This window comes from Mesorhizobium loti (assembly GCF_003148495.1).
GTDB classification, from domain to species: domain Bacteria; phylum Pseudomonadota; class Alphaproteobacteria; order Rhizobiales; family Rhizobiaceae; genus Mesorhizobium; species Mesorhizobium loti.
The window spans coordinates 1-22,642 of the sequence record NZ_QGGH01000024.1; the positions used below are offsets into that span (position 1 = coordinate 1).

A 22,642-nucleotide genomic window follows, 5' to 3' on the forward strand; every position below is an offset into this window, starting at 1 on the left:
GGCATCCGCGACGACTATGTCGTGCTGGTCGGCGGCGCGCCGCTGAACGAGGAATTCGGCAAGGCCGTCGGCGCCGACGCCTATTGCCGCGACGCGGCGGTGGCGGTCGAGACCGCCAAGGACTTCATGAAGCGCAAGCACAATGTGCGGGCTTGAGCACGGCAGTCGGCCCAAGTTTGTGACCGAGAGCGCCGTCATGCACTGGAATGGCGAGATGGCCAGAATCGCTTGGCTCGAAGGGGGCTAAGGTTCGTATGCGTATCGAGTCGATCAAAGTCTATCAGGTGCATCTGCCTGTCAAAGGCGGTGCCTACCGGATGGCCAGCGATACCGTGCAGGATCTGGACAGCACGCTCGTTGAAGTGACCACCGAGGACGGGCTGTCAGGCTGGGGTGAGACTTGCCCGGTCGGCCCTGTTTATCAGCCCCAACATGCTCTGGGTGCGAGAGCGGCAATTGCCGAAATAGCGCCTGGACTCGTCGGCGAGGACACTACGTCCATGCGTCACCTGGCGAAAAGAATGGACGAGCGGTTGAACGGCCACAACTATGCCAAGGCGGCCCTGGATATAGCTCTCCTCGACCTCGCCGGCCAGCGGCTGGGCGTTCCGGTTTCAACACTTCTGGGCGGTGCGCTCACCGATCGTGTGCCGTCCTACTACTCGACCATTGTCGGTGCACCGGACGAGACGGCGCGCATTGCCGTCGACAAGGTCAAGGCCGGTTACCCACGGCTTCAGATCAAGATAGGCGGACGGGATCTCGAGCAAGATGTCGCCACCGTGCACAAGGTATGGGAAGCGGTTGGCTTCGCGGCCCGGATAGCCGTCGACGCCAATCGTGGCCTCACCGCCGCGGCGGCGCTGCACATCGATCGGCTTTGCCCAACAATCCCGTTTGTGTTCGAACAACCTTGCAACACCATGGAGGAAGTTGCGAGCCTCAAGGGACGCGTTACCCATCCGGTCTACCTCGATGAGAGTGCCGAGGATTTGAATGCCGTCCTACGGGCAGTTTCTTCAGGTATCGCGGACGGATTCGGATTGAAGGTCACCCGCCTTGGCGGCCTCACCAAGATGGTCACGGTCCGCGACCTGTGTGCGATACGATCTCTTCCGCACAGCTGCGACGATGCCTGGGGCGGGGACGTCATCGCCGCGGCATGCGTGCATCTCGCAGCTACCGTCGAGCCGAGACGTTTCGAGGGCGCCTGGATCGCGCAGGAATACATCGAAGGGCATATCGACCCTGTAAATCCCGTCATTATCGAAAACGGGCATATACGCGTCCCGCAGATGCCAGGGCTTGGTGTCAAACCTGAGCGCTCCCGGCTCAAGGGGCCTGTCGCGGCTTTCGGAGGCTGAGGATCCGTGATGTCTGTGGCAATTGTAGCTGGCTGGTATCGTCGGCAGTTAACCGCGGAAGTGCTTTTGCGAACTTCCAGAACGTCAGGTGGCGCGCCTTGGGCTGGCGCTGCAGGACTTCATGAGCCGCAAAAAAGCCGATATGCAGGATACGTGGTACTGATGGGCTCAAGCCATCAAAAGCCGGAGATTCTGCATGAGACTGACAGTGCTCGCTGCCGCCCTTTCGATAGTCTTGCCGGCGGCCGCCGTCGCCGGACCGGCGTCCAACGCCGTGAAGTTCTTCTATGTTCCGGCGGTCAAGTTCGAGGCCGACGAACAATATCGGGATCGATTCACCGAGCCGGTGACGAAACTGTTCGACCTGAACGACCAGGCAACGAAAAAGAACCCGGACCAGGTTGCCTGCATCGACTTCGATCCTGGTCTCGACGCCCAGGATTTCGATCAGAAGACCGTCTCGAAAACGCTGAAACTGTCTGAGAAGCTGGATGGCGACAACGCAGAGGTTACAGCGTCCTTCAGCCTGTTTTCGGAAGGCGACGATTCCAAACGTGAAATGGTCTGGTCGCTCAGGAAGATCGACGGCAAATGGAAGATATCGGACATCGCCTCCAAGACCAGCGACTGGAAGCTCAGCGCGCTGGAATGCATGGCCGGCCAGACACCGGAGTGATGCGATGGCCCGTCGCTTGTTCCTGGCACTGTCGACCATGTGCCTGCTGGCGGTGGGTCTGAGCGGTGCCGACGCCCAAGGTCTGTTGGGTGCGCCGCCGGCAAACGCCCCGGCCGACGCTGCGCCGGGCGACAGCGGGGCGCCGCCTGCAAATGCGCCCGGAGCCGGGGTGGAACCGGCAACGCCGCCGGTTGGATGGTCGCCAGCCGAAGCCGCACCGGCCGCACCGATCCAGCCGGGTTCGCCGACGGCGGTGGTGCGGCCGTTTTACGATCAGGTCGGGCTGGAGATCGATCCGTCAGAGCGCAGCCATTTCATCGATCCGGCGAAAACCGTGCTCGACAAGAGCGACGCCTTGCGCAAGTCCGGGCAGGGCGAGTGCCTCGACCCCAACATGGCGCTCGACAATGCGGATTTTGACAAGGCTGAGATCGACAAGAGCCTGAAGACGCTCGAGGCGATCAACGGCGACCAGGCCAAGGTCATCGTCGCCTTCGTCGTGTCGGGCAACCCGCACCGGCTGGAATGGAAATTCAAGAAGGTCGACGGCGACTGGAAGATCACGGACCTGTTGTCGGTGACCGGCGAATGGGCACTCAGCCAATATCAGTGCGAATGATGGCCGAGCTAGCCGCGCCCGCGATAGGGCGCCACCCCGGTGTCGGGCAGCCAACTGCCTTCCGGTGGCGCGCCTGTCTGCCAGAACACGTCGATCGGAATGCCGCCACGCGGATACCAATAGCCGCCTATGCGCAACCAGAGCGGCTTGGTTGCCGCCACAATGCGGCGGCCGATCATCACCGTGCAGTCCTCATGAAAGGCGCCGTGGTTGCGGAACGAAGTCATGAACAGCTTGAGCGACTTCGATTCCACCAGCAGCGTATCGGGTGCGTAGTCGATGACGATATGGGCGAAATCCGGCTGGCCGGTCACCGGGCACAGCGAGGTGAATTCCGGACAGGTGAAGCGCACGATCGCCGGCGGCCCGTCGCCGCGCGCAAACGGCACGGTTTCCAGGACCGCTTGTTCGGGGCTCTGTGGCGTCTCGACGTGGGCGCCGAGCTGGGTGAGGGTTTTGGTATCGATCATCGCGGTTGTCCTTGGATTTGCCGCTCATTAGCACAATTTGAAAAAGCAGGAAGACGATGACGAGTAACGATCCGCTTCTCCAGCCCTACCAGCTCAAACATCTGACGCTGAAGAATCGGGTCATGTCGACCAGCCACGAGCCGGCCTATTCCGAGGACGGCATGCCGAAAGAGCGCTATCGGCTCTACCATGCCGAGAAGGCCAAGGGCGGTATGGCGCTGACCATGACCGCCGGATCGGCGATCGTCTCGCGCGACAGTCCGGCCGCCTTTGGCAATTTGCATGTCTATGACGATAAGATCGTGCCGTGGCTGGCCGAGCTCACTGAGGCCTGTCACGAGCACGACTGCAAGGTGATGATCCAGATCACCCATCTCGGCCGCCGCACCGGCTGGAACAAGGCCGACTGGCTGCCGGTGCTCTCGGCCTCGCCGGTGCGCGAGCCAGCGCATCGTGCTTTTCCCAAGACCATCGAGGACTGGGACATCGAGCGCATCGTTGCCGACTATGCTTCGGCCGCGCAGCGCTGCCAGGCCGCAGGCCTCGATGGGATCGAGTTCGAAGCCTACGGCCACCTGATCGACGGCTTCTGGTCGCCGGCCACCAACCATCGCAACGACGAGTTCGGCGGCTCGCTCGACAACCGCCTGCGCTTCACCAACATGGTTCTCGACGCCGTGCGGTCGGCGGTCGGTGACAAATTCGTCGTCGGCATTCGCATGGTTGCCGACGAAGATTTCGAAAAAGGCCTGTCGAGGGCGGAAGGCGTCGAGATTGCAAAGCGGCTGGCCGACTCCGGCAAGGTTGATTTCCTCAACATCATCCGCGGCTCGATCGAGAGTGACGCAGCGCTCACCAAGGTGATCCCGGTGGCCGGCATGCGCTCTTCGCCGCATCTCGATTTCGCCGGTGAGGTCAGGGCGGCGACAAAATTCCCGACCTTCCATGCGGCGCGCATTTCCGACGTCGCCACCGCACGGCACGCCATCGCCACAGGCAAGCTCGACATGGTCGGCATGACCCGCGCCCACATCGCCGATCCGCACATCATGAAAAAGGTGATGGAGGGCCGCGAGCACGAGATACGCCCGTGTGTGGGCGCCACCTATTGTCTCGACCGCATCTATGAAGGCGGCGAGGCGCTATGCGTCCACAATGCGGCGACCGGCCGCGAAGCCGATATTCCGCACATCATAGTCAAGACCGAAGGGCCGAAGCAGAAAATCGTCATCGTCGGTGCCGGCGCCGGTGGCCTGGAAACGGCGCGGGTCGCGGCCGAGCGCGGCCACCAGGTGACGGTGCTTGAAGCGTCGAGCCAGGCCGGCGGCCAAATTCGGCTGGCGACGCAGAACCCGCGCCGCAAGGAATTGATCGGCATCATCGACTGGCGGCTGGCCGAACTCGACCGGCTCGGCGTCGAGATCCGCTACGACACCTGGGCGGAGAAGGACGACGTTCTGGCGCTGTCACCCGACGTGGTGGTGGTCGCCACCGGCGGTCTGCCGCAAAACCCGCCGCTGACGGCGGGCGACAACCTTGTCACCTCAAGCTGGGACATCATGGCCGGCAGCGTCAAGCCGGCCGAAAACGTGCTGCTCTATGACGACAATGGCGGCCATCAGGGCATGGGCGCGGCCGAACTGATCGCCAATGCCGGCTCGAAACTAGAACTTGTCTCGCCGGAGCGCTTCTTTGCCCCGGAAATGGGCGGCATGAATCACGTGCCATACATGCGCGCCTTCCAGGAAAAGGGCTCACCATCACCATCAACACACGGCTGCGTTCGGTGCGGCGCGAAGGCAACCAGCTGATCGCCGAACTGGCCTCGGATTTCGCCGACAGCTGGCGCGGTGAGCGGCGGGTCGACCAGGTGGTGGTCGAGCACGGCACGCTGCCGCTCGACGATCTCTATCTCTCGCTGAAGCCGCTGTCGAAGAATGGCGGCGCGGTGGATTACGAGCGTCTGGTGAGCGGTGGCGACATCTTTCCGGCCCGTAATCCGCAAGGCGGCTTCGTGATGTTCCGCATTGGCGACGCGGTCGCCTCGCGCAACATCCATGCCGCCATCTATGACGGCATCAGGTTCGGCTTGCGGATCTGAAATTAGGTATCGCGAGGATCGGTGGCGCGCGGTCGGACCTGCGTACGAGAGCCCGTGTACTTCGATCTGGCCGCGCGCCCGCACGTCATTGGCTCGTCGCCAGACAACGTACGATTCTGTGAGGGGGTGCTGCGTCTCAGACCATTCTCGCGACAGCCATGCACAGCACCGTGACGACCAGCAACCAGGCGGCAATGCGCTCGCCCGTCGCCATTCTGGCGCGCAGTTGCGTTTCGGTTTCCGCATTCGCACCGGCAAGTCGTCTGCTCGGCGCCCTGACCATGGCGCCGAGCACGCCGGCGGCGGCGAAAGCGGCCAGGATGCCAAGCGCGAGCACCATTTCCATCGAACCGAAATAGGCGCCGTGGAAGAAATACCAGAGCAGCGCTCCGGTCAGGAAAACCATGCCGGCCGCGCCCATCTGCGGCTGGATGAAGCGCTCGGCCCTGATATCGGGGTCGCGCGCCAGCGTGATCGTAGTGCCTGCCCAGAAAACACCGGCCATGACATGAAGGCCGATAACGACGATGTAGACATACTGCATGACCGGATCTCCTCTCGCGACCGCCTTACCGATATAGTTAGATATCGAAAGATTAGATGTCAATGCGTAAGCCGGAGCCAGTTCCATCCGTGGAGAACACCGTCTAGTGTCCATGCATGACGCCTTTTGAACGCCCGCCAGTCGGTATGAATCTCGGCCGAACCGCCAAGCTGGTTGCCCAGGCCTTCGACGCTGCCCTGGTCGAGGCCGGCGGTACGTTGCCGGTCTGGCTCACTCTGCTGTCGGTCAAGTCGAGCAGGCTTGCCAATCAGCGCGAACTCGCCGGCATGATCGGCATCCAGGGGGCGACGCTGACCCACCATCTCAACGCGATGGAGGCGCAGGGCCTGCTGACGCGCCGCCGCGATCCCGTCAACCGCCGGGTTCATCTGGTCGAATTGACTGCAGCGGGAGAAGCAATGTTCGAGACATTGCGCAAGGCCGCGCTTTCCTTTGACAAGCGGCTGCGGGTGGGATTGTCCGACGAGCGGCTGGCGGAGTTCGCGCAGGTGCTGGCGGCGTTGCGGGGCAATGTGGGAGGATAGGGAGCGCGCGCCCCCGATCATCGGTTCAGTCGTCGTAGCCCTGGATTGTCCCGAAGGTGTAATGGCGCAGCTTCAGCGCGGTGATCAAATTGGTCAGCTTCGCCTTGCCGTCGAAGCGGTCCTGGAACATCTCGTCATGCATCAACAGGATCAGCTTGCCGGGCTTGACGAAGCGGCCATAGCCGAAGAGGTGGTCGATCTCGCTGACCAGATGGTCGACGCTCTGCACCGGTTCGCCGCTGTCCTTGTGCACCCATTCGTGGTCCCAGCCGTAGAGATAGAAGCCTGAGGCCGCGACAAACTCGTAGTCGGGCTCTTCATGCCCCTCCTGGGCGAGGCCAAGCGAGGTGTCGTTCTTCGACATGGAGGGCAGCCTGAACACGTCGCGTCCCGGCAGCCGCGCATGCACCATCGGCTTCAAGCCAAGCACCGCGTTTGCCCGCATCATGTCGGCGACGACGCCTTCGGTGTCGGCGTAAAAATGCTGGTAGCGGTTGTTGGCGTGGCTGTAGCTGTGGTTGCCGAGCGTCACCAGCGCAAGCTGCTTGGCGCGTTGGGCGAGCGCCCTGTTGCCGGCGCTCGCCTGCGCGTGCATGCCGACCATGAACATGGTCGCCGGAACCTGCTCGGCTTCCAGCACATCGAGGATGTTGCTTGTGCCGTTCAGCGGGCCATCGTCGAAGGTAAGATAGATGGTGCGATCGGCGCCATGGGCGGGGACCGCAAAAATCAACAGTGCCGCCAGGACAGACCGAAACGGTGTCATCACCCGCAATATCCGGTTGCAATCATGACAGGCGGCCATGCCCACAACGGCTTGTCAAGGCGAGCCGGTGCATGTCGCCCAAAAGTGCGCAGCGATTTTGGACAACGACATGCACAAACAAAAAGGCAAGCCTACGCCAGGCTTCCCTGCAGCACTGTCAGCTTGGCTTTCTTCGGCATGCGGGCGGTCAGCCATTCCAGCGCCTTGTCGTGCGGCATCGGGAAGGCGATGGAATAACCCTGCACCTGGTCGCAGCCGATCGCCATCAGCGACTCGAGCTCGGCCTCGGTTTCGGCGCCTTCGGCAACGATCGAGATGCCAAGGCCACGCGCCAGCTCGGTGATGGCGCGCACGATCTTCGAATTGTCGCCATTCTCATGGATGTTCTGGACGAAGCGGCGGTCGATCTTCAGCCGGTCGATCTCGTTCGGGTTGACATGGCTGAGCGAGGCATAGCCGGTGCCGAAATCGTCGAGTTCGAGATGAACGCCGGCCGCCCTGATGTGGCGCAGCTTGGCGGCTATGCCCGTCTTCTCGTCGTCGAGAATGACGGATTCGACGATTTCCAGCGACAGTTTCTGCGGCGGTAGCCCGGCCTTTTCCAGCGTCTCAAACAAAAACGCATCGAAATCGTGTTCGCGCAATTCGGTGCCGGAAACATTGACGGCAAGCCGCCCGAAGGCAATCCCGGCGCGGTTCCATTCGGCCGCCTCGTTGATCGCCTTGGTGATGACGATGCGGCCGATCTCGGGCATGAAGCCGCATTTCTCGGCGACCGGAATGAATTCGCCGGGCGGGATCATGCCGCGCTCGGCATGGTTCCAGCGCACCAGCGCCTCGATGCCGCTGATCGTGCCGTTGGTCAGCGAAACCTGCGGCTGGAAATAGACCTGGAAGGCCCGCTCCGCGATGGCGACCTTGATGTCGTGCTCGAGTTGCTTGCGATAGTCGAGTTCGCGGCGCAACTCTTCGGAGAAGAAGGAGAAGTTGCTGCCGCCCAGCTTCTTGGCGGAGTAGAGCGCCAGATCGGCGTGCACCAGCAGATCCTGCGCATTGTCGGCGTCGATCGGATAGACGGCGATGCCGGCGCTGGCGCCTGGTAGAATGGTCGTGCCCTGGAAGACGATCGGCTCGTTGATGTGCGCCAGGATGCGCCGCGCCAGCATGTTGATGTCTTCGGTGCCGCCGGCACCGCCGAGGATCATGACGAACTCGTCGCCGCCCAGCCGCACGCACAGATCCGACGCCCGGCAGGAATCGCGCATGCGCTGCGCCGTGACGACCAGCACATAGTCGCCGGCGGCGTGGCCGAGCGTATCGTTGATCTGCTTGAACCGGTCGAGGTCGAGCTGGACGACGGCAAGGCGCTCGCGGCGCCGGTGCGTGCCCTTGATCAGCGTGTCGAAATGGTCGGTCAGGAACGTGCGGTTGTGCAGGCCGGTGAGGCCGTCATGCACCGCGATGAAGGCCATGGAATTGCGCGCGTCGATCAGTTCATGCGTCTTGCGCAGGATGGCGTTCGACATCGGCCTGAAAATGAAGAGCGCCACCAGTATGATGACGCCGAGGGTGGCGTAGAACAATGTGCGGTGCAGGGCGAGCAGCTTCTCGGAGCGCTCGTCGGCATCGGCGCTGATGCGCTGGCCAAGCGCGGCATAGCCCGACAAGGTCGCATTGGCGACAGAGGCATCGAGATTAACGCGCTCGTCGCCACCTTTGTAGCCGCCATTGCCTGTGAATCGCGATTCATAGGCCGAGATCAGGCGGTCGCCATTGGCGATTAGCCCGACCGAGAAATAATCGAGGTGAAAAGGCTTGGCGAAAAGGACACTTTCGATCGACTTCGAGTCGAGCTTGGCCGGCGATTGCGGATCGGCTCCCGTCTGCTCGAGCAGCAGATCGTAGTTCGTCTCGAACTCCGCCGTTGCCTGCTTGAGCGCGCTGACCAGCGCCGGCTGCTTGTCGCGCGAACCAGCAACCGTTGCACTGGCAAGGAAGACGATGCGCTGCGACAGCGTCTTTTGCGTGCTGACAATGTCGAGCAAGGTGTGGTTGTGCTGTTGGGTTGCCATCATCTGCTGCAGCAGGATGAAGGAGGCTATCACCATGGCCGCAATAATTAGCAGGGCCAGCCAATAGCCAGCCTTGATCAGCAATATGAGCTTGCCTGAAACGGTTTGCACCGGCTGCTGCGACATTTTCGGGGGCGGCCCTCTCGCCAACGGATTCCTGTATGAGCACCATTGAACTGCAAACGTTAACAGGACTGGAAATCGACAGCCGGCCGGCAAGGGGGAGCCGTGGAAAGATCGCGAAATGGTTATCGGCTCGTTTAGCGCTGTACCGACATTTGAGCGGTCGTTGGCCTGCCGCATTTGTCGTGGCCCCGCTTCTGCGGCCGTATGACAATCCACATCGGGCCACATCGGGCCGCTTGCCACCGATCCGGTCGTTTTTGCGATGGATTTTTCGCGCGGACGAGACGACAGTCGGCCCACGTCAAACGAGGCTAGATCATGACCGCAGCATTCCTCTCCCACATCGACAGCGAGCTCGCGGGGCTCAAATCGGCAGGCCTCTACAAATCCGAACGGGTGATCTCTTCGACCCAGTCAGCCGAGATCGAGGTCGGCGGGCAGAAGGTGCTCAATTTCTGCGCCAACAACTATCTCGGCCTCGCCGACAGCGCCGACCTGCGGGCGGCGGCCAGCCAGGCGCTCGACCGCTATGGCTACGGCATGGCATCGGTGCGTTTCATCTGCGGCACGCAGGAGGAGCACAAGCAGCTCGAGGCGACGATTTCATCCTTCCTCGGCCTGGAAGACACCATCCTCTACGGCTCTTGCTTCGACGCCAATGGCGGCCTGTTCGAAACGTTGCTCGGTGAGGACGACGCGATCATTTCCGATGCGCTGAACCACGCCTCGATCATCGACGGCGTGCGGCTGTCGAAGGCCAAACGCTTCCGCTACGCCAACAACGACATGGCCGATCTCGAGGCGCGCCTGAAGGAAGCCAAGGACTGTCGCTTCCGGCTGATCGCCACCGATGGCGTGTTTTCGATGGATGGCATCATCGCTAACCTTCGGGGTGTCTGCGACCTCGCTGAGAAGTACGACGCCATGGTGATGGTTGACGACAGCCATGCGGTCGGCTTCGTCGGCCGGAACGGCCGCGGCTCGGCCGAGCATTGCGGCGTCGAGGGCAGGGTCGACATCATCACCGGGACGCTCGGCAAGGCGCTCGGCGGCGCCTCCGGCGGTTACACCTCGGGCAAGAGCCAAGTGGTCGACTGGCTGCGCCAGCGCTCACGACCCTATCTCTTCTCCAACACGCTCATGCCGGCGATTGCCGGCGCTTCGATCAAGGTGTTCGAACTGATCCGCAATGGCGACGCCTTGCGCGAGCGCCTCTATGCCAATGCGGCGCGGTTCCGGTCGCAGATGGGCAAGCTCGGCTTCACGCTGGCCGGCGCCGACCATCCGATCATTCCGGTGATGCTGGGCGATGCCAGCCTGGCGCAGGAGATGGCCGCGCGCATGCTGAAGCGCGGCATCTACGTCATCGGCTTTTCTTTCCCGGTGGTGCCGAAGGGCCAGGCGCGCATCCGCACCCAGATGTCGGCGGCGCATTCCAGCGCCGACATCGACCGCGCGGTGGAAGCGTTTGCCGCCGTCGGGCGCGAACTCGGGGTCATTTCCTGAAAGGCCGGAATCGAAAAGCGACTCCGGATCAAGAGATTCAAGGGACAAACGCATGTCGAACATGATGAAGGCGCTGGTGAAGGCCAAGGCCGAACCGGGCATCTGGATGGAAGAGGTGCCGGTGCCGGAAATCGGCCCCAACGACGTGCTGATCAAGATCAAGAAGACGGCAATCTGCGGCACTGACGTCCATATCTACAATTGGGACCAGTGGGCGCAAAAGACGGTGCCGGTGCCAATGGTCACCGGCCACGAATTTGTCGGAACCGTTGCCGATTTCGGCGCCGCGGTCACCGAATACAAGGTCGGCCAGCGCGTGTCGGGCGAAGGCCACATCGTCTGCGGTCATTGCCGCAACTGCCGTGCGGGCAGGGGGCATCTGTGCCGCAACACCCTCGGCGTCGGCGTCAACCGTCCCGGCGCTTTCGGCGAGTATCTGGCGATCCCGCAACATAATGTTGTGCCGATCCCCGACGATGTGCCGGACGAGATCGCCGCGATTTTCGATCCCTTGGGCAATGCGGTTCACACCGCATTGTCCTTCGATCTGGTCGGCGAGGATGTGCTGGTCACCGGTGCCGGGCCGATCGGCATCATGGGCGCGCTCGTCGCGCAATGCGTCGGCGCGCGAAAAGTGGTCATCACCGACATCAACCCGGTGCGGCTGGCGCTGGCGAAAAAGCTCGGCGTCCAGCATGTCGTCGACGCCTCCAAGGAAAAGCTGCGCGAAATCATGCCAGCGCTCGGCATGACCGAAGGCTTTGATGTCGGCCTTGAAATGTCGGGCGCTGCACCTGCCTTCCGCGACATGATCGACACCATGAACAATGGCGGCAAGATCGCCATTCTGGGTATCGCGCCGACCGGCTTCGAGATCGACTGGAACAAGGTCATCTTCAAGATGCTGCATCTCAAGGGCATCTACGGCCGTGAGATGTTCGAGACCTGGTACAAGATGATCGCGCTGGTGCAGGGGCCGCTCGATGTTTCCGGGCTTATCACGCACCGGATCGGCATCGACGATTTCCAGGCCGGCTTCGATGCGATGCGCAGCGGCAGTTCCGGCAAGGTGGTGATGGACTGGTAGGCGCCTAATAAGAGGCGTTGCGCTGTCCCGCTAATATGTCGGCATTTCTGTTCCCGACCTAGCCTTTGCCCAACGCAGCCTGCAGCGCCGCCAGTCCGTTCGCGATCGCTTCGCGTTCGCTGACGCTCAGTTTCGCCAGCAACTCCCGCTCGAACGCCTTCGCCAGCGGCACCATTTCGCGATAGGCGGCAAGCCCGGCCTTGGTCAGCGCCAGATGCTCGACCCGGCGATCATTCTCATCTGGTGTCCGCGTGAGCCAGCGCCGCCGTTCGAGTTCAGCAACAGCGCGCGACACCTTGGTCTTGTGCATTGCCGATTGCTCGCCGATTGCAGACGCCGTCATTGTTCCATGCTGCCCAAGCCCGGAAAGGGTGCGCCATTCCGGCCGCGTCAGGCCATGGCTGTCCTTGTATATTCGCGAGAATTCGCGGCTGACGGCGTCGGCAAGCCGGTAGAGCCGGTAGGGCAGGAAATTCTCCAGATTGAGAATTTCAGGCTCGTCGGACGCTTCGCTCTTGATCGCCATTTTTCAAAGTCGCCATTGATGGTTACATTTTCGATGGTTACAAATGAAACCAGTTTGGTCAATTGAGATCCATTCCGGGAGGAAGCAATGGCCTTTTCCTACATGCCGGGTTTCGGCAACGATTTCGAAACCGAAACACTGCCCGGCTCGCTGCCGCAGGGGCGAAACTCGCCGCAGCGGCCGGCCTATGGGCTCTATGCCGAGCAGCTTTCCGGCTCGCCCTTCACCGCCCCGCGCGGCACCAATGAGCGTTCCTGGCTTTACCGGATCCGGCCGAGCGTCAAGCACACCGGCCGCTTCAAGGCGGCGAACTATCCCTTGTGGAAGAGCGCGCCCAATGTCGGCGACCACGAGCTGGCGCTTGGCCAATACCGCTGGAATCCGGTGCCGATGCCGAAGGAGCCGACCGATTTCATCGCCGGCGTGCGTAGCATCACCACATCAGGCGATGTGCTTGGCCAGACGGGCATGGCAGCGCACGTCTATGTCGCCAACCGCTCGATGGTCGACGATCATTTCTTCAATGCCGACGGCGAGTTGCTGGTCGTGCCGCAGGTCGGCGCTTTGCGCTTCGTCACCGAGATGGGCGTCATCGAATTGAGGCCCGGCGAGATTGCCGTGCTGCCGCGTGGTCTGGTCTTCAAGGTCGAGTTGATCGATGCCGAAGTGCGCGGCTATGTCTGCGAAAACTACGGCGCCAAGCTGACGCTGCCGGATCGCGGCCCGATCGGCGCCAACTGCCTGGCCAACCCGCGCGATTTCAAGACGCCTTGCGCCTGGTTCGAGGAGAAGGAAACGCCTTGCCGGCTGACGGTGAAATGGTGCGGCAATTTCCATGTCACCGAGATCGGCCATTCGCCGCTGGATGTCGTCGCCTGGCACGGCAACTACGCGCCCTACAAATATGATCTGGCGACGTTTTCGCCGGTCGGAGCGCTGCTGTTCGACCATCCGGATCCGTCGATCTTCACGGTGCTGACGGCGCCGAGTGGCGAGGAGGGTACCGCCAACATCGACTTCGTCATCTTCCCACCGCGCTGGCTGGTGGCCGAAGATACGTTCCGGCCGCCCTGGTACCACCGCAACATCATGAGCGAGTTCATGGGCCTGATCCACGGCCAGTACGACGCCAAGGAAGAGGGTTTTGTGCCCGGCGGCATCAGCCTGCACAATCTGATGCTGGCCCATGGGCCGGATGCGCCTGGCTTCGAAAAAGCCTCGCGCGCGGACCTGAAACCGGTCAAGCTCGACAACACCATGGCCTTCATGTTCGAGACCCGCTACCCGCAGATGCTGACCCGCTACGGCGCCGAACTGGAAACCCGGCAGGACAATTACATCGACTGCTGGGCGGACCTGAAGAAGCGCTTCAACGGCACGCCCGAGGGCGACTGGTCTTGAGCACAGAGCCAATGCCGGATCGGCTGGTGATTTTGGGTTCGAAGGGCGGCCCGGCGCTGCGGCCAGGTGGCCCATGGCCGAGTTCGTCGCTGCTGGAGATCGGCGGCCGCAGCATCGTCGTCGACTGCGGACTTGGCGTGACGCGTGGTCTGGTCGATGCCGGTATCAGCCTGAAGGCGCTCGACCTGATCTTCATCACGCATTTGCATTCCGACCATGTGCTGGAACTGGGGCCGCTGATCCACACCGCGTGGACAGCGGGCTTGGCGACGCCCGTCGGCGTGTTCGGTCCGCCCGGCACGGGTCATTACTGGCGGCGTTTTTGCCAGGCGATGGAGTTCGACATCGAGATCCGGATCGTCGATGAGGGCCGGCCGGATATTCGTGAGCTGGTTTCGATCGTCGAATTCGGCGAAGGCCAGGTGGTCGAACAAGGCGGCTTGACGGTTTCGGCGCTGCGCGTCGAGCATCCGCCGGTGACCGACTGTTTTGCGCTGCGCTTCGAATACGCGGGCAAAAGCGTGGTGTTCTCCGCCGATACGGCCTTCTATCCGCCGCTCGCCGATTTTGCCCGGGGCGCCGATATCCTGGCCCACGAAGCCATGCTGGAAGAAGGCATCGAGCGGCTGGTGGCCAAGACCGGCAATGGCGCGCGGCTGAAAGAGCATCTGCTCGCCAGCCACAGCTTTGCCGAAGAGGCCGGCAGCATCGCCAGCGATGCCGGCGTCAAGAGACTGGTGCTCAATCATCTCATTCCTGCCGACGACGCCCAGATCGGCGAGGCCGACTGGATCGCCGCTGTCAGGAAAACATGGGCCGGCGGCTTGACGATCGCCCGCGACGGCCTTGTTGTGGAATTAAGCAGCGCCAAAGCTGCAGCAGGAGAGGAAACCGCATGAAGCTTGCCACATTGAAGGACGGGACGCGCGACGGAAAACTCGTCGTCGTCTCGCGTGACCTGACACGCTTCACCGACGCCTCGTTCCTGGTGCGCACGTTGCAGGCGGCGCTCGACGACTGGCGGCGCATCGCCCCGCATCTCGCGACGATAGCGGAATCGCTGGAGAACAATGCGATGCCGGCGGAGCGCTTCCACGAGCATGACGCCCATTCGCCGCTGCCGCGCGCCTATCAATGGGCCGATGGCTCGGCATATGTGAACCATGTCGAGCTGGTGCGCAAAGCGCGCGGGGCCGAGATGCCGGCGAGCTTCTGGACCGACCCGCTCATCTACCAGGGCGGCTCGGACGCCTTCATTCCACCGCGCGACCCGATCCGCATGCCTGACGAAGCCTTCGGCATCGACATGGAAGGAGAAGTTGCTGTCATTGTCGACGATGTGCCGATGGGCGCCAGCCTCGAAGAGGCAAAGGCAGCGATCCGACTGGTCATGCTGGTCAACGACGTCACGTTGCGCGCGCTCACGGGGCCGGAACTCGCCAAGGGATTCGGCTTCTTTCAGTCAAAACCGTCCTCGGCGTTTTCGCCTGTCGCGGTGACGCCGGACGAACTGGGCAATGCCTGGGATGGCGGCAAGGTCAGCCTGCCGCTGCTGGCCGATCTCAACGGCAAGCCGTTCGGTCGCGCCAATGCCGGTATCGACATGACCTTCGATTTCCCGGCGCTGATCGTTCACGCGGCAAGGACACGGCCATTGGCCGCCGGCACGATCATCGGTTCCGGCACCGTCTCCAACAAGCTCGACGGCGGGCCGGGCAAACCCGTCTCGGCTGGCGGCGCCGGCTATTCCTGCGTCGCCGAACTGCGCATGATCGAGACCATTGTGTCAGGCGAGCCCAAGACGCCGTTCCTGCGCTTCGGCGACACGGTGCGCATCGAGATGAAGGACAAAGCTGGGCATTCGATCTTCGGCGCCATCGAACAGAAGGTCGAGAAATACGAGAGGTAAGGGAATGGCGGGGGACTATCTGCTGGCCGGTGTCTGGGCACTCGCCATACTGGCCGCGTTCATCCAGGCGATCCGGCTGAGTTACCGCATCGAGGCGCGCTCGCCTGACCTGACCAACCGCAGCGGCTTTCCGCGCAAGGCGATGATGTTCCACACCATCACCAACATGAACGTCGCGCGGGATGAGGAGACGCAAGCCATGCGGCGACGCATGAACGGGCTGCTGTTGATCGTTCTTGCCGGATTCGCGATTGTGGGAGCAGGCTTGCATATGGTGCGGGCAGGGGGATGATCTCGTGAACCTGCTTGACCATCTGCGCCGTATGGCCGGCAACAATCTGTGGTCGAACGACCGGCTCTACCGCGCGGTGCTGTCGCTCCAGCCGGGTGAGTTCGAGGCCGAACGCACCAGCTTCTTTCCGTCGATCAAGGAAACACTCAACCACATGCTGGCGGTTGACCATCTCTATCTCGATTTTCTCGAGGAGGGCGGCGTCGGTGCTGCCGCTCATGACGACTTCGTGTCGTTCGACGAGCCGGGGGCGTTGTTTGCTGCCCAGGTCGCAGCCGACCGGCGGCTGATCGCCTTCTGCGATAGGATCTCGGCCAGCGATCTCGATCGTCGTGTGATCACCGACCGGCGCGAGGACGGCATGATCCCCGAGCGCATCGGCGATATCCTCGCCCACGTCTTCCTGCACGACATCCATCATCGCGGCCAGGTGCACGCAATGCTGTCCGGCACGTCGGTCAAGCCGCCGCAACTGGACGAGTTCCTGCTCGATTATGATGCGAAGCTGAGAGAGAAAGAGGTCGAGCGGTTGGGGCTCAAAATCTGATCCAGCGCATGACCTGAAAATGAGGCCATGCGCAGTCCGCTCGACCGACCTGAACGCTATTCCGCCGCCTGAACCTTGATCACCCCACGCTTGATCTGGTCCTGCTCGATCGATTCGAACAGCGCGCGGAAATTGCCTTCGCCAAAACCCTCGTCGCCCTTGCGCTGGATGAATTCGAAGAAGATCGGACCAATCACGGTTTTCGAAAAAATCTGCAGCAGGATCTTGGTCATGCCGCCGTCGACGACGCCTTCGCCGTCGATCAGGATGCCGTGCTTCTTCATCCGTTCGATAGGTTCGTCATGGCCGTTCACCCTGTCATAGGACATGTCGTAGTAGGTTTCAGGCGGGCCGGGCATGAACTTCAGCCCATTGTCGGCCAGCCGGTCGGTAGCTGCGTAGATTTCGTCGGTGCCCACCGCAATGTGCTGGATGCCTTCGCCATTGTACTTCTTCAGGTACTCGGCGATCTGGCTGGTCTCGTCCTTGGACTCGTTCAGCGGAATGCGGATCTTGCCGCAGGGTGAGGTGATGGCGCGGCTGACCAGGCCGGTGATCTTGCCGTCGATGTCGAAGAAATGGATCTGCTTGAAGCCGAACAGATTGCGGTAGAAATCCCACCATTTGTCCATCTGGCCGCGATAGACATTGTGGGTCAGGTGATCGAGATAATAGAAGCCGACGCCTTCCGGCCGTGGGTCACGAGCGCCCAGCCACTCGAACTCGGCATCATAGGCCGAGCCCTTCTTGCCATAGGTCTCGATGAAATAGAGCAGCGAGCCGCCAATGCCGATGATTGCCGGCACGTCGAGCGCCTCGTCGGTGCCTTCGTAAGGCGTGGCGCCCTTGGCAACGGCATGATCGAAAGCGTGTTTGGCATCGACCACCCGCCAGGCCATCGAGGCGGCGCAGGGGCCGTGCTTGTCGACGAATTTCATCGCATGCGAGCCGGGCTCGGCATTGACGACATAGTTGATGTCGCCCTGGCGCCAGATGGTGATGTCCTTCGTGCGGTGCTTCGCCACCGCGACATAGCCCATGCGGGTGAAGAGTTCGGCCAGCTTCTGCGGCTCCGGATGCGCGAATTCGACGAACTCGAAACCATCGGTGCCCGCCGGGTTGTCCTTGCTGATCGTCGCGGGCGGGGCGTCGTGCGGGAAGGGACCCATGATATTCCTCCGAAAGCTGGTTTGGCCTGAAAAGGCCATTTGACGCCATCATAGCGCTGATGGAGTGCATGGTGCTTGCATTCAAACGCTTGAAATGATGATGTCATGCGTGAAGCGTGCATGATGTGAGATAAAACCATGGATGAGACGCGTATTGATCAGTTTGACCGCAAGATAATGGCGCTGTTGCAGAGTGATGCGCGGCTGACCAACAACGATTTGTCGGAGCGGGTGAACCTGTCGGCCTCGCAATGCTCGCGCCGCCGCCAGCGGCTGGAGGAGGATGGCTTCATCAAGGGCTATCGTGCCGTGCTCGACCGCGACAAGCTCGGCTTTTCCCTGGTCAACGTCATCTCGGTCACGCTTGCCACCCACAACCGCGACAACGCACGGCGCTTCGGCGAACTGGTGGCACGGCTGCCGGAGGTGCAGGAAGCGCACGCGCTGACCGGTGAGATGGATTACATCCTGAAAGTGGTGACGCCCGACCTGAAGTCGCTGTCGGAATTCGTCAACGGCGTGCTCTTACCACACGAATCCGTGCAGCACGTGAAAACGGCGATCGTGCTGGAGACGCTCAAGGAAACCGGCGCGCTGCCGATCTAAATCTTGGGCCGATCTAACCCTTCGACTGCTGGATCAACCCATAGAGATTGGTGCAGCGTGCGCCCGAGCGGCAGTAGGCAAAGACCGGGCCGTCAAGCTCATCCAGCGCCTCGGCCTGATCGTCGACATTCTCGGCCGTGATCTGGCCGCTGATAACGGGGATGTAGCGGAAGGCGAGGCCCGCGGCTTCGACCGCTGCCTTGACGGTGTCGGCGGAAGGCTGGCCCGGTTGTTCGTCATCGGGCCGGTTGCAGATGATGCTCTTGAAGCCGGCTTCCTTGATGGCGACGACGTCTTCCGGCTGGATCTGGCCCGAGACCGAATAGTCCTCGCTGATTTCGCGGTATTCCATGGCAGTGTCCTCGCAATCTGATTTGGCGGGAGTCTTGCCACTCCCTGACGTGGCCGGCAACTCGAATCCTATGCCGCGGCCGGTTGAGCGAGCCTTGCCCTGGCGAAACGCGCCACGACGATGCCGGCAATCACCGCCGCAACGAAGATCGCTGTCGCCGAATAGCCAAGGCCAAGGGCAGGGATGGCTCCGCCGGGACAGAAGCCGGCAATGCCCCAGCCGATGCCGAAGACGGCGGCGCCGCCAACCAGCTCCGTGTCGATGACCCGCTTTGTCGGCAGCGCGAAGGAGGTTTCGAACACCGGCGTCTTGCGCCGACCGAATACGATGCGATAGCCGACGAAGGCGACCGCAAGGCCGCCCGCCATGACGAAGATCAGGCTTGGATCCCATGTGCCGGCAATATCGAAGAAATTCAGCACCTTTGCCGGATTGATCATGCCGGAAATGGCGATGCCGAGACCGAAGACCCCACCGATCAGAAATGCGGAGACGAGCTTGTTCACGGGTTCAGCCTCCGATCACGTGGCGGATGATGAAGACGGTAGCGAAGGCGGCGACCATGAAGGTCGCGACGGCGACCATCGAGCGTGGCGACAGCCGCGCTATGCCGCAAATGCCGTGTCCGCTCGGGCAGCCGCCACCGAAATGCACGCCGATGCCGACCAGGAAGCCGCCGCCGACAAGTGCCAGCGTTGGCATAGGCACGCTGAGGGCGATGTGTCCGCCAGCAGCCTGATAGAGAAGCGGCGCCGCCACCGCGCCGGCGAGAAAGGCGGCCCGCCAGCGCCATTCGGGAGAAAGCGGCGGGATGACCCCGGTGAGGATGCCGGTCATCCCGGCAATCCGGCCATGCAAGGCCATCAAGAGCACCGCCGACAGGCCGATGAGAGCGCCGCCAAGCAGCGATTGGAGAGGCGTGAAGTTTGTCATGGCAATGCCGGCTTTCGAGCTGCGGTCGATCCGCGTCTTCGCGCGGCTTGACACCATAGCGCAGATAGACATTTCCGGCGAAGAATCCAACTCAGGCCCAGAGCGGAAACGGAAGGCGGAGACTAGCTCCGCCTTTCCGAGAAGAGCTTCGATCAACTACCGAGAATGGCGCCTTTGATCTGACGGATATTGTTGTGCATCATGTCGATATAGGTAGCAGCCGGGCCGTCGGGCTGCGACAGCGCGTCCGAATAGAGCGTGCCGCCCACCTTGATCCCGGTCTCGCTGGCGATCTGCTCGATCAGGCGCGGATTGGTGATGTTCTCGACGAAGATCGCCGCGGCCTTGTCCTGTTTCACCTGGGTAACCAGCTTGGCGACGTCGGCGGCGGACGGTTCGGAGTCGGTCGAGATGCCTTGCGGGGCCAGGAAGGTCAGGCCGTATGCGTGTTCGAAATAGCCGAAGGCGTCATGCGAGGTGATGACGACGCGCTTGCTCTCCGGGATCGAGGCGATCGCCGCTTTCACTTCACCTTCGACCGCGTCGAGCTTCTTGGTGTAGGCGGCGGCGTTGGTCTGGTAGCTGACGCAGCCGTCCGAATCGGCCGCGCAGAAGGCCTCGGCGATGTTCTTCACGTAGATCCTGGCATTGGCGATCGACTGGAAGGCGTGCGGATCGGTGACCGTCTTGCCGCCGCCGGTGCCGGCACCTTCGGCTGCGTCGGCATCGGCGAATTCAGGCTTGAAATCGATTGGCGTCACGCCCTTGGTCAAGGTGATGATCGAGGCCTTGGTGGCGCTGGCGTCGACCAGCCGCTGCAGGAAACCTTCGAAATGCAGGCCGTTGACCAGCACGATGTCGGCCTTGGCCATTGCTACCGCATCGGCCGGGCTCGGCTCGTAGACATGGGCATCGCCATCCGGCCCGACGATGGTGGTGACATCGATGCGGTCGCCGCCGACATTTTTGGCGAAATCGGCAATGACGGTGAAGCTGGCGACCACTTTCAGCGGTGCAGCGAAGGCCGACGATGCGCCAAAGGCAGTTAATGTTATAACGCTCATCGCCAAGGCGGCATGGATCGATTTCAGCATAGGCGGGTCTCCTTTTAGGGGCGGGGGATCAGGCCGTTCTGTGACGGTGGTGGATGATGCGCGCGCGCAGAATGCCGCGCGTGCCAAACAGGATCGAGGCGAAATAGACGACGCCGGCCGACAGGATGATCGCCGGGCCGGACGGCAGCGACGCGTGATAGGACAACAGAAGCCCGGCGACGCAGGAGGCAAAGCCTATCAGCACGGCCAGCACGCACATCGGCTCGACGCGCACCGTCCAGAAACGGGCGGCGGCGGCCGGCAGCATCATCAGTCCGACCGACAGCAGCGTGCCGAGTGCCTGGAAGCCGCCGACGAGGTTGAGCACGACGAGGCCGAGAAAGATGAAATGCACCGGACTGCCGAGCCGGCTGACCGAACGCAGGAACAGCGGGTCGAGGCATTCAGCGACCAGCGCTCGCCAGAAGATGGCAAGGCTGACCAGTGTCACCGCGACGATGCCGCCGATCAGCGTCAAGGCTTCATCGTTAAGCGCCAGCACGGTGCCGAACAGCACATGCATGAGATCGACGCTGGACCCCCGGATCGACACCATCAGCACGCCGATGGCGAGCGAAATCAGATAAAACGCGGCCATCGAGGCGTCCTCACGCTGGATCGTGAAGCGCGAGACGGCGCCGGCGCCGAGCGCGACGATGACGCCGGCGATCAGGCCGCCGATGGTCATCGGCAGGATTTCCAGCCCATAGAACAGGAAGCCGGCGGCGGCACCGGGCAGGATGGCATGCGCCATGGCGTCGCCCGACAGGCTCATCCGCCGCAGCATCAGGAAGACGCCGATTGGGCAGGCGCCGAGCGACAGCATCAGCGAACCGATCAGGGCTCGCTGCATGAAGCCGAAATCGGCGAAGGGTGCGATGAAAAGACCGTAAAGCGTATCCATCAGGCAGCCCTCGGTCCGACGCCATGGTGATGATCATGGCCATGATGGTCGTGATCGTGACCATCAGCGTGCTCGTCTGGCTCGCACCAGGGCGCATTCTCTTCCCAGGCTTCGTGGAAGCGGCGGGCGCGCAGCAGGTTTTCCGGCTTCAGCGTTTCCCTGGTTTCGCCCCAGGCAATCGGCTGGCGGGCGAGAAGCAGCGTTTCGGGAAAATTCTGCCGCACCAGATCGAGATCGTGGACGACCACCATGATGGTCCGTTCTTCGCCATGCCAGTGCTTGATCAGGGCAATAAGGTCGCCGACCGTCTTGGCGTCGACGGCGTTGAACGGTTCGTCGAGCAGGATGAGGTCGGCGTCCTGCAGCAGGACACGCGCAAACAGCGTGCGTTGCAACTGGCCGCCCGAAAGCGTGTCGATCGGCCGCTTCTCGAAGCCGCCGAGGCCGACCGCCATCAGCGCTTTGCTGACATCATCGCGATCTTGCTTGCTGTGGCGGCCAAGCAGGCCGCGCCGTGGCCACAGGCCGAGCGAAACCAGATCCACCACCCGCGCCGGAAAGCTGCGGTCGAGCTCGGACTGCTGCGGCAGATAGGCGGCGCGAACGCCGGGCGCGCGGATAACCTCGCCGGCCATCGGCTTCAGGACGCCGACAATACCTTTCATCAGCGTCGATTTGCCGGAGCCGTTGGCGCCGACGACGGCCGTCAGCGAGCCCTTGCGGATGGTGCCGTCGAGATGATGGATTGCAGGGTGGCTGCCGTAGCCAAGCGTCAGGTCGCGGAATGTCAGGCAGGTGTTTGTCATTCTGCGATCCGTGAGGGCGGCGAAATCCGGCTGCGGGCAGCGGCCGATTGGATATGTGATGTTATTACATTAGTCAACAAGCCAATCCGGCGGAATTGCGGCTGGCGGGTCAACTTGCCGTGTGGGGATATCATATGCCCTTGGCCCAAGGGGATTCGACTTGGCGACCTTGCCCGAAGCTGGCGGCAACTCTAAAGAGGCGCAACCGCCACAGGAAGGAACCATCC

General features: G+C 62.3%; 24 protein-coding genes and 2 pseudogenes. 14 read left to right on the forward strand and 12 right to left on the reverse strand.

The window, feature by feature from the left end; all coding sequences use genetic code 11:
* The 4 genes and pseudogenes from C8D77_RS38635 to C8D77_RS35435 form a co-directional block, all read left to right on the forward strand.
* A pseudogene (locus tag C8D77_RS38635) lies at window positions 1–156 on the forward strand (cobalamin-binding protein); the annotation flags it as partial.
* A 98-nt stretch (window positions 157–254) separates the two neighbouring features.
* Window positions 255–1,364: a mandelate racemase/muconate lactonizing enzyme family protein gene (locus C8D77_RS35425; RefSeq protein WP_109672363.1), complete on the forward strand. Its 1,110-nt coding sequence runs from the start codon at window positions 255–257 to the stop codon at window positions 1,362–1,364.
* A gap of 196 nt (window positions 1,365–1,560) precedes the next feature.
* Window positions 1,561–2,040 carry a DUF3828 domain-containing protein gene (locus C8D77_RS35430; protein WP_109672365.1) on the forward strand — a complete coding sequence of 160 codons (480 nt, stop codon included), beginning with the start codon at window positions 1,561–1,563 and terminating at the stop codon, window positions 2,038–2,040.
* 4 nt (window positions 2,041–2,044) lie between these two features.
* On the forward strand, window positions 2,045–2,659 hold the full coding sequence (locus C8D77_RS35435; protein ID WP_109672368.1) for a YqhG/Tai3 family protein: 615 nt from the start codon (window positions 2,045–2,047) through the stop codon (window positions 2,657–2,659).
* 8 nt (window positions 2,660–2,667) lie between these two features.
* Here the strand turns inward: C8D77_RS35435 and queF are convergent, their stop codons facing one another.
* Window positions 2,668–3,129 carry a preQ(1) synthase gene (gene queF, locus C8D77_RS35440; RefSeq protein ID WP_109672371.1) on the reverse strand — a complete coding sequence of 154 codons (462 nt, stop codon included), beginning with the start codon at window positions 3,127–3,129 and terminating at the stop codon, window positions 2,668–2,670.
* 56 nt (window positions 3,130–3,185) lie between these two features.
* Between queF and C8D77_RS35445 the strand changes: the two are divergent.
* Window positions 3,186–5,230 (forward strand): annotated as a pseudogene (locus C8D77_RS35445) (oxidoreductase).
* A gap of 136 nt (window positions 5,231–5,366) precedes the next feature.
* Here the strand turns inward: C8D77_RS35445 and C8D77_RS35450 are convergent.
* The gene (locus tag C8D77_RS35450; protein WP_109672374.1) at window positions 5,367–5,774 is read right to left on the reverse strand and encodes a hypothetical protein; all 408 of its coding nucleotides are present in this window, start codon (window positions 5,772–5,774) and stop codon (window positions 5,367–5,369) included.
* A 116-nt stretch (window positions 5,775–5,890) separates the two neighbouring features.
* On the opposite strand from C8D77_RS35450, the gene C8D77_RS35455 reads away from it, so the two are divergent.
* Window positions 5,891–6,319, forward strand: coding sequence for a MarR family winged helix-turn-helix transcriptional regulator (locus tag C8D77_RS35455; protein WP_109672377.1), 429 nt, complete (start codon window positions 5,891–5,893; stop codon window positions 6,317–6,319).
* Window positions 6,320–6,344: 25 nt separating this feature from the next.
* On the opposite strand, the gene C8D77_RS35460 is transcribed toward C8D77_RS35455, so the two are convergent.
* A complete protein-coding gene (locus C8D77_RS35460; RefSeq protein ID WP_245951969.1) occupies window positions 6,345–7,052 on the reverse strand; it encodes a polysaccharide deacetylase family protein in 708 nt (235 codons plus the stop codon).
* A gap of 164 nt (window positions 7,053–7,216) precedes the next feature.
* The gene (locus tag C8D77_RS35465) at window positions 7,217–9,283 is read right to left on the reverse strand and encodes a putative bifunctional diguanylate cyclase/phosphodiesterase (RefSeq protein ID WP_109672382.1); all 2,067 of its coding nucleotides are present in this window, start codon (window positions 9,281–9,283) and stop codon (window positions 7,217–7,219) included.
* Between the two features lie 318 nt (window positions 9,284–9,601).
* Between C8D77_RS35465 and C8D77_RS35470 the strand changes: the two genes are divergently transcribed.
* Window positions 9,602–10,789: a glycine C-acetyltransferase gene (locus tag C8D77_RS35470; RefSeq protein WP_109672384.1), complete on the forward strand. Its 1,188-nt coding sequence runs from the start codon at window positions 9,602–9,604 to the stop codon at window positions 10,787–10,789.
* A gap of 52 nt (window positions 10,790–10,841) precedes the next feature.
* Window positions 10,842–11,876: an L-threonine 3-dehydrogenase gene (gene tdh, locus C8D77_RS35475; protein ID WP_109672387.1), complete on the forward strand. Its 1,035-nt coding sequence runs from the start codon at window positions 10,842–10,844 to the stop codon at window positions 11,874–11,876.
* A gap of 58 nt (window positions 11,877–11,934) precedes the next feature.
* On the opposite strand, the gene C8D77_RS35480 is transcribed toward tdh, so the two are convergent.
* Complete coding sequence (locus C8D77_RS35480; protein WP_109672389.1) at window positions 11,935–12,402, reverse strand: MarR family winged helix-turn-helix transcriptional regulator; 468 nt, start codon at window positions 12,400–12,402, stop codon at window positions 11,935–11,937.
* A gap of 87 nt (window positions 12,403–12,489) precedes the next feature.
* On the opposite strand from C8D77_RS35480, the gene hmgA reads away from it, so the two are divergent.
* The 5 genes from hmgA to C8D77_RS35505 are packed head-to-tail and all read left to right on the forward strand — an operon-like array spanning window position 12,490 to window position 16,551.
* Window positions 12,490–13,803 (forward strand): homogentisate 1,2-dioxygenase, encoded by a 1,314-nt coding sequence (gene hmgA / locus C8D77_RS35485; protein WP_109672392.1) that lies wholly within the window; start codon window positions 12,490–12,492, stop codon window positions 13,801–13,803.
* Window positions 13,804–13,814: 11 nt separating this feature from the next.
* Window positions 13,815–14,702, forward strand: coding sequence for an MBL fold metallo-hydrolase (locus C8D77_RS35490; protein WP_170136915.1), 888 nt, complete (start codon window positions 13,815–13,817; stop codon window positions 14,700–14,702).
* Window positions 14,699–15,712 (forward strand): fumarylacetoacetate hydrolase family protein, encoded by a 1,014-nt coding sequence (locus C8D77_RS35495; protein ID WP_109672397.1) that lies wholly within the window; start codon window positions 14,699–14,701, stop codon window positions 15,710–15,712. Before C8D77_RS35490 ends, C8D77_RS35495 begins: the two co-directional genes overlap by 4 nt.
* Before the next feature lie 4 nt (window positions 15,713–15,716).
* A complete protein-coding gene (locus C8D77_RS35500) occupies window positions 15,717–16,004 on the forward strand; it encodes a hypothetical protein (protein WP_109672400.1) in 288 nt (95 codons plus the stop codon).
* 4 nt (window positions 16,005–16,008) lie between these two features.
* The gene (locus tag C8D77_RS35505) at window positions 16,009–16,551 is read left to right on the forward strand and encodes a DinB family protein (RefSeq protein ID WP_109672402.1); all 543 of its coding nucleotides are present in this window, start codon (window positions 16,009–16,011) and stop codon (window positions 16,549–16,551) included.
* Between the two features lie 56 nt (window positions 16,552–16,607).
* Here C8D77_RS35505 and hppD read toward each other — a convergent pair whose 3' ends face one another.
* Window positions 16,608–17,720 carry a 4-hydroxyphenylpyruvate dioxygenase gene (gene hppD, locus C8D77_RS35510; RefSeq protein WP_109672404.1) on the reverse strand — a complete coding sequence of 371 codons (1,113 nt, stop codon included), beginning with the start codon at window positions 17,718–17,720 and terminating at the stop codon, window positions 16,608–16,610.
* Window positions 17,721–17,858: 138 nt separating this feature from the next.
* On the opposite strand from hppD, the gene C8D77_RS35515 reads away from it, so the two are divergent.
* On the forward strand, window positions 17,859–18,326 hold the full coding sequence (locus tag C8D77_RS35515; protein ID WP_109672406.1) for an Lrp/AsnC family transcriptional regulator: 468 nt from the start codon (window positions 17,859–17,861) through the stop codon (window positions 18,324–18,326).
* Window positions 18,327–18,339: 13 nt separating this feature from the next.
* On the opposite strand, the gene C8D77_RS35520 is transcribed toward C8D77_RS35515, so the two are convergent.
* The 6 genes from C8D77_RS35520 to aztA all read right to left on the reverse strand — a co-directional run bounded on the left by C8D77_RS35520 (window position 18,340) and on the right by aztA (window position 22,415).
* A complete protein-coding gene (locus C8D77_RS35520) occupies window positions 18,340–18,678 on the reverse strand; it encodes a protein tyrosine phosphatase family protein (RefSeq protein ID WP_109672409.1) in 339 nt (112 codons plus the stop codon).
* Window positions 18,679–18,746: 68 nt separating this feature from the next.
* Entirely contained in the window at window positions 18,747–19,184 is a 438-nt protein-coding gene (locus tag C8D77_RS35525) for a DUF6691 family protein (protein ID WP_109672412.1), read from the reverse strand.
* Between the two features lie 4 nt (window positions 19,185–19,188).
* The gene (locus tag C8D77_RS35530) at window positions 19,189–19,668 is read right to left on the reverse strand and encodes a YeeE/YedE family protein (RefSeq protein WP_342770068.1); all 480 of its coding nucleotides are present in this window, start codon (window positions 19,666–19,668) and stop codon (window positions 19,189–19,191) included.
* Window positions 19,669–19,763: 95 nt separating this feature from the next.
* Window positions 19,764–20,705, reverse strand: coding sequence for a zinc ABC transporter substrate-binding protein AztC (gene aztC / locus C8D77_RS35535; RefSeq protein ID WP_109672414.1), 942 nt, complete (start codon window positions 20,703–20,705; stop codon window positions 19,764–19,766).
* Window positions 20,706–20,733: 28 nt separating this feature from the next.
* Window positions 20,734–21,609 (reverse strand): zinc ABC transporter permease AztB, encoded by an 876-nt coding sequence (gene aztB / locus C8D77_RS35540; RefSeq protein ID WP_109672416.1) that lies wholly within the window; start codon window positions 21,607–21,609, stop codon window positions 20,734–20,736.
* Window positions 21,609–22,415, reverse strand: a complete 807-nt coding sequence (gene aztA, locus C8D77_RS35545; RefSeq protein ID WP_109672419.1) for a zinc ABC transporter ATP-binding protein AztA — start codon at window positions 22,413–22,415, stop codon at window positions 21,609–21,611. Before aztA ends, aztB begins: the two co-directional genes overlap by 1 nt.
* Window positions 22,416–22,642: the final 227 nt, after the last annotated feature.

Coding starts and splice junctions, on each gene's coding strand:
- hppD (WP_109672404.1), bottom strand. CDS start 17,720: ATGGGTCCCTTCCCGCACGACGCCCCGCCCGCGACGATCAGCAAGGAC.
- C8D77_RS35425 (WP_109672363.1), top strand. CDS start 255: ATGCGTATCGAGTCGATCAAAGTCTATCAGGTGCATCTGCCTGTCAAA.
- C8D77_RS35465 (WP_109672382.1), bottom strand. CDS start 9,283: ATGTCGCAGCAGCCGGTGCAAACCGTTTCAGGCAAGCTCATATTGCTG.
- C8D77_RS35480 (WP_109672389.1), bottom strand. CDS start 12,402: ATGGCGATCAAGAGCGAAGCGTCCGACGAGCCTGAAATTCTCAATCTG.
- C8D77_RS35495 (WP_109672397.1), top strand. CDS start 14,699: ATGAAGCTTGCCACATTGAAGGACGGGACGCGCGACGGAAAACTCGTC.
- hmgA (WP_109672392.1), top strand. CDS start 12,490: ATGGCCTTTTCCTACATGCCGGGTTTCGGCAACGATTTCGAAACCGAA.
- C8D77_RS35435 (WP_109672368.1), top strand. CDS start 2,045: ATGGCCCGTCGCTTGTTCCTGGCACTGTCGACCATGTGCCTGCTGGCG.
- aztB (WP_109672416.1), bottom strand. CDS start 21,609: ATGGATACGCTTTACGGTCTTTTCATCGCACCCTTCGCCGATTTCGGC.
- queF (WP_109672371.1), bottom strand. CDS start 3,129: ATGATCGATACCAAAACCCTCACCCAGCTCGGCGCCCACGTCGAGACG.
- C8D77_RS35430 (WP_109672365.1), top strand. CDS start 1,561: ATGAGACTGACAGTGCTCGCTGCCGCCCTTTCGATAGTCTTGCCGGCG.
- C8D77_RS35470 (WP_109672384.1), top strand. CDS start 9,602: ATGACCGCAGCATTCCTCTCCCACATCGACAGCGAGCTCGCGGGGCTC.
- aztA (WP_109672419.1), bottom strand. CDS start 22,415: ATGACAAACACCTGCCTGACATTCCGCGACCTGACGCTTGGCTACGGC.
- C8D77_RS35500 (WP_109672400.1), top strand. CDS start 15,717: ATGGCGGGGGACTATCTGCTGGCCGGTGTCTGGGCACTCGCCATACTG.
- C8D77_RS35490 (WP_170136915.1), top strand. CDS start 13,815: ATGCCGGATCGGCTGGTGATTTTGGGTTCGAAGGGCGGCCCGGCGCTG.
- C8D77_RS35520 (WP_109672409.1), bottom strand. CDS start 18,678: ATGGAATACCGCGAAATCAGCGAGGACTATTCGGTCTCGGGCCAGATC.
- aztC (WP_109672414.1), bottom strand. CDS start 20,705: ATGCTGAAATCGATCCATGCCGCCTTGGCGATGAGCGTTATAACATTA.
- C8D77_RS35450 (WP_109672374.1), bottom strand. CDS start 5,774: ATGCAGTATGTCTACATCGTCGTTATCGGCCTTCATGTCATGGCCGGT.
- C8D77_RS35530 (WP_342770068.1), bottom strand. CDS start 19,668: ATGGTGTCAAGCCGCGCGAAGACGCGGATCGACCGCAGCTCGAAAGCC.
- tdh (WP_109672387.1), top strand. CDS start 10,842: ATGTCGAACATGATGAAGGCGCTGGTGAAGGCCAAGGCCGAACCGGGC.
- C8D77_RS35515 (WP_109672406.1), top strand. CDS start 17,859: ATGGATGAGACGCGTATTGATCAGTTTGACCGCAAGATAATGGCGCTG.
- C8D77_RS35455 (WP_109672377.1), top strand. CDS start 5,891: ATGACGCCTTTTGAACGCCCGCCAGTCGGTATGAATCTCGGCCGAACC.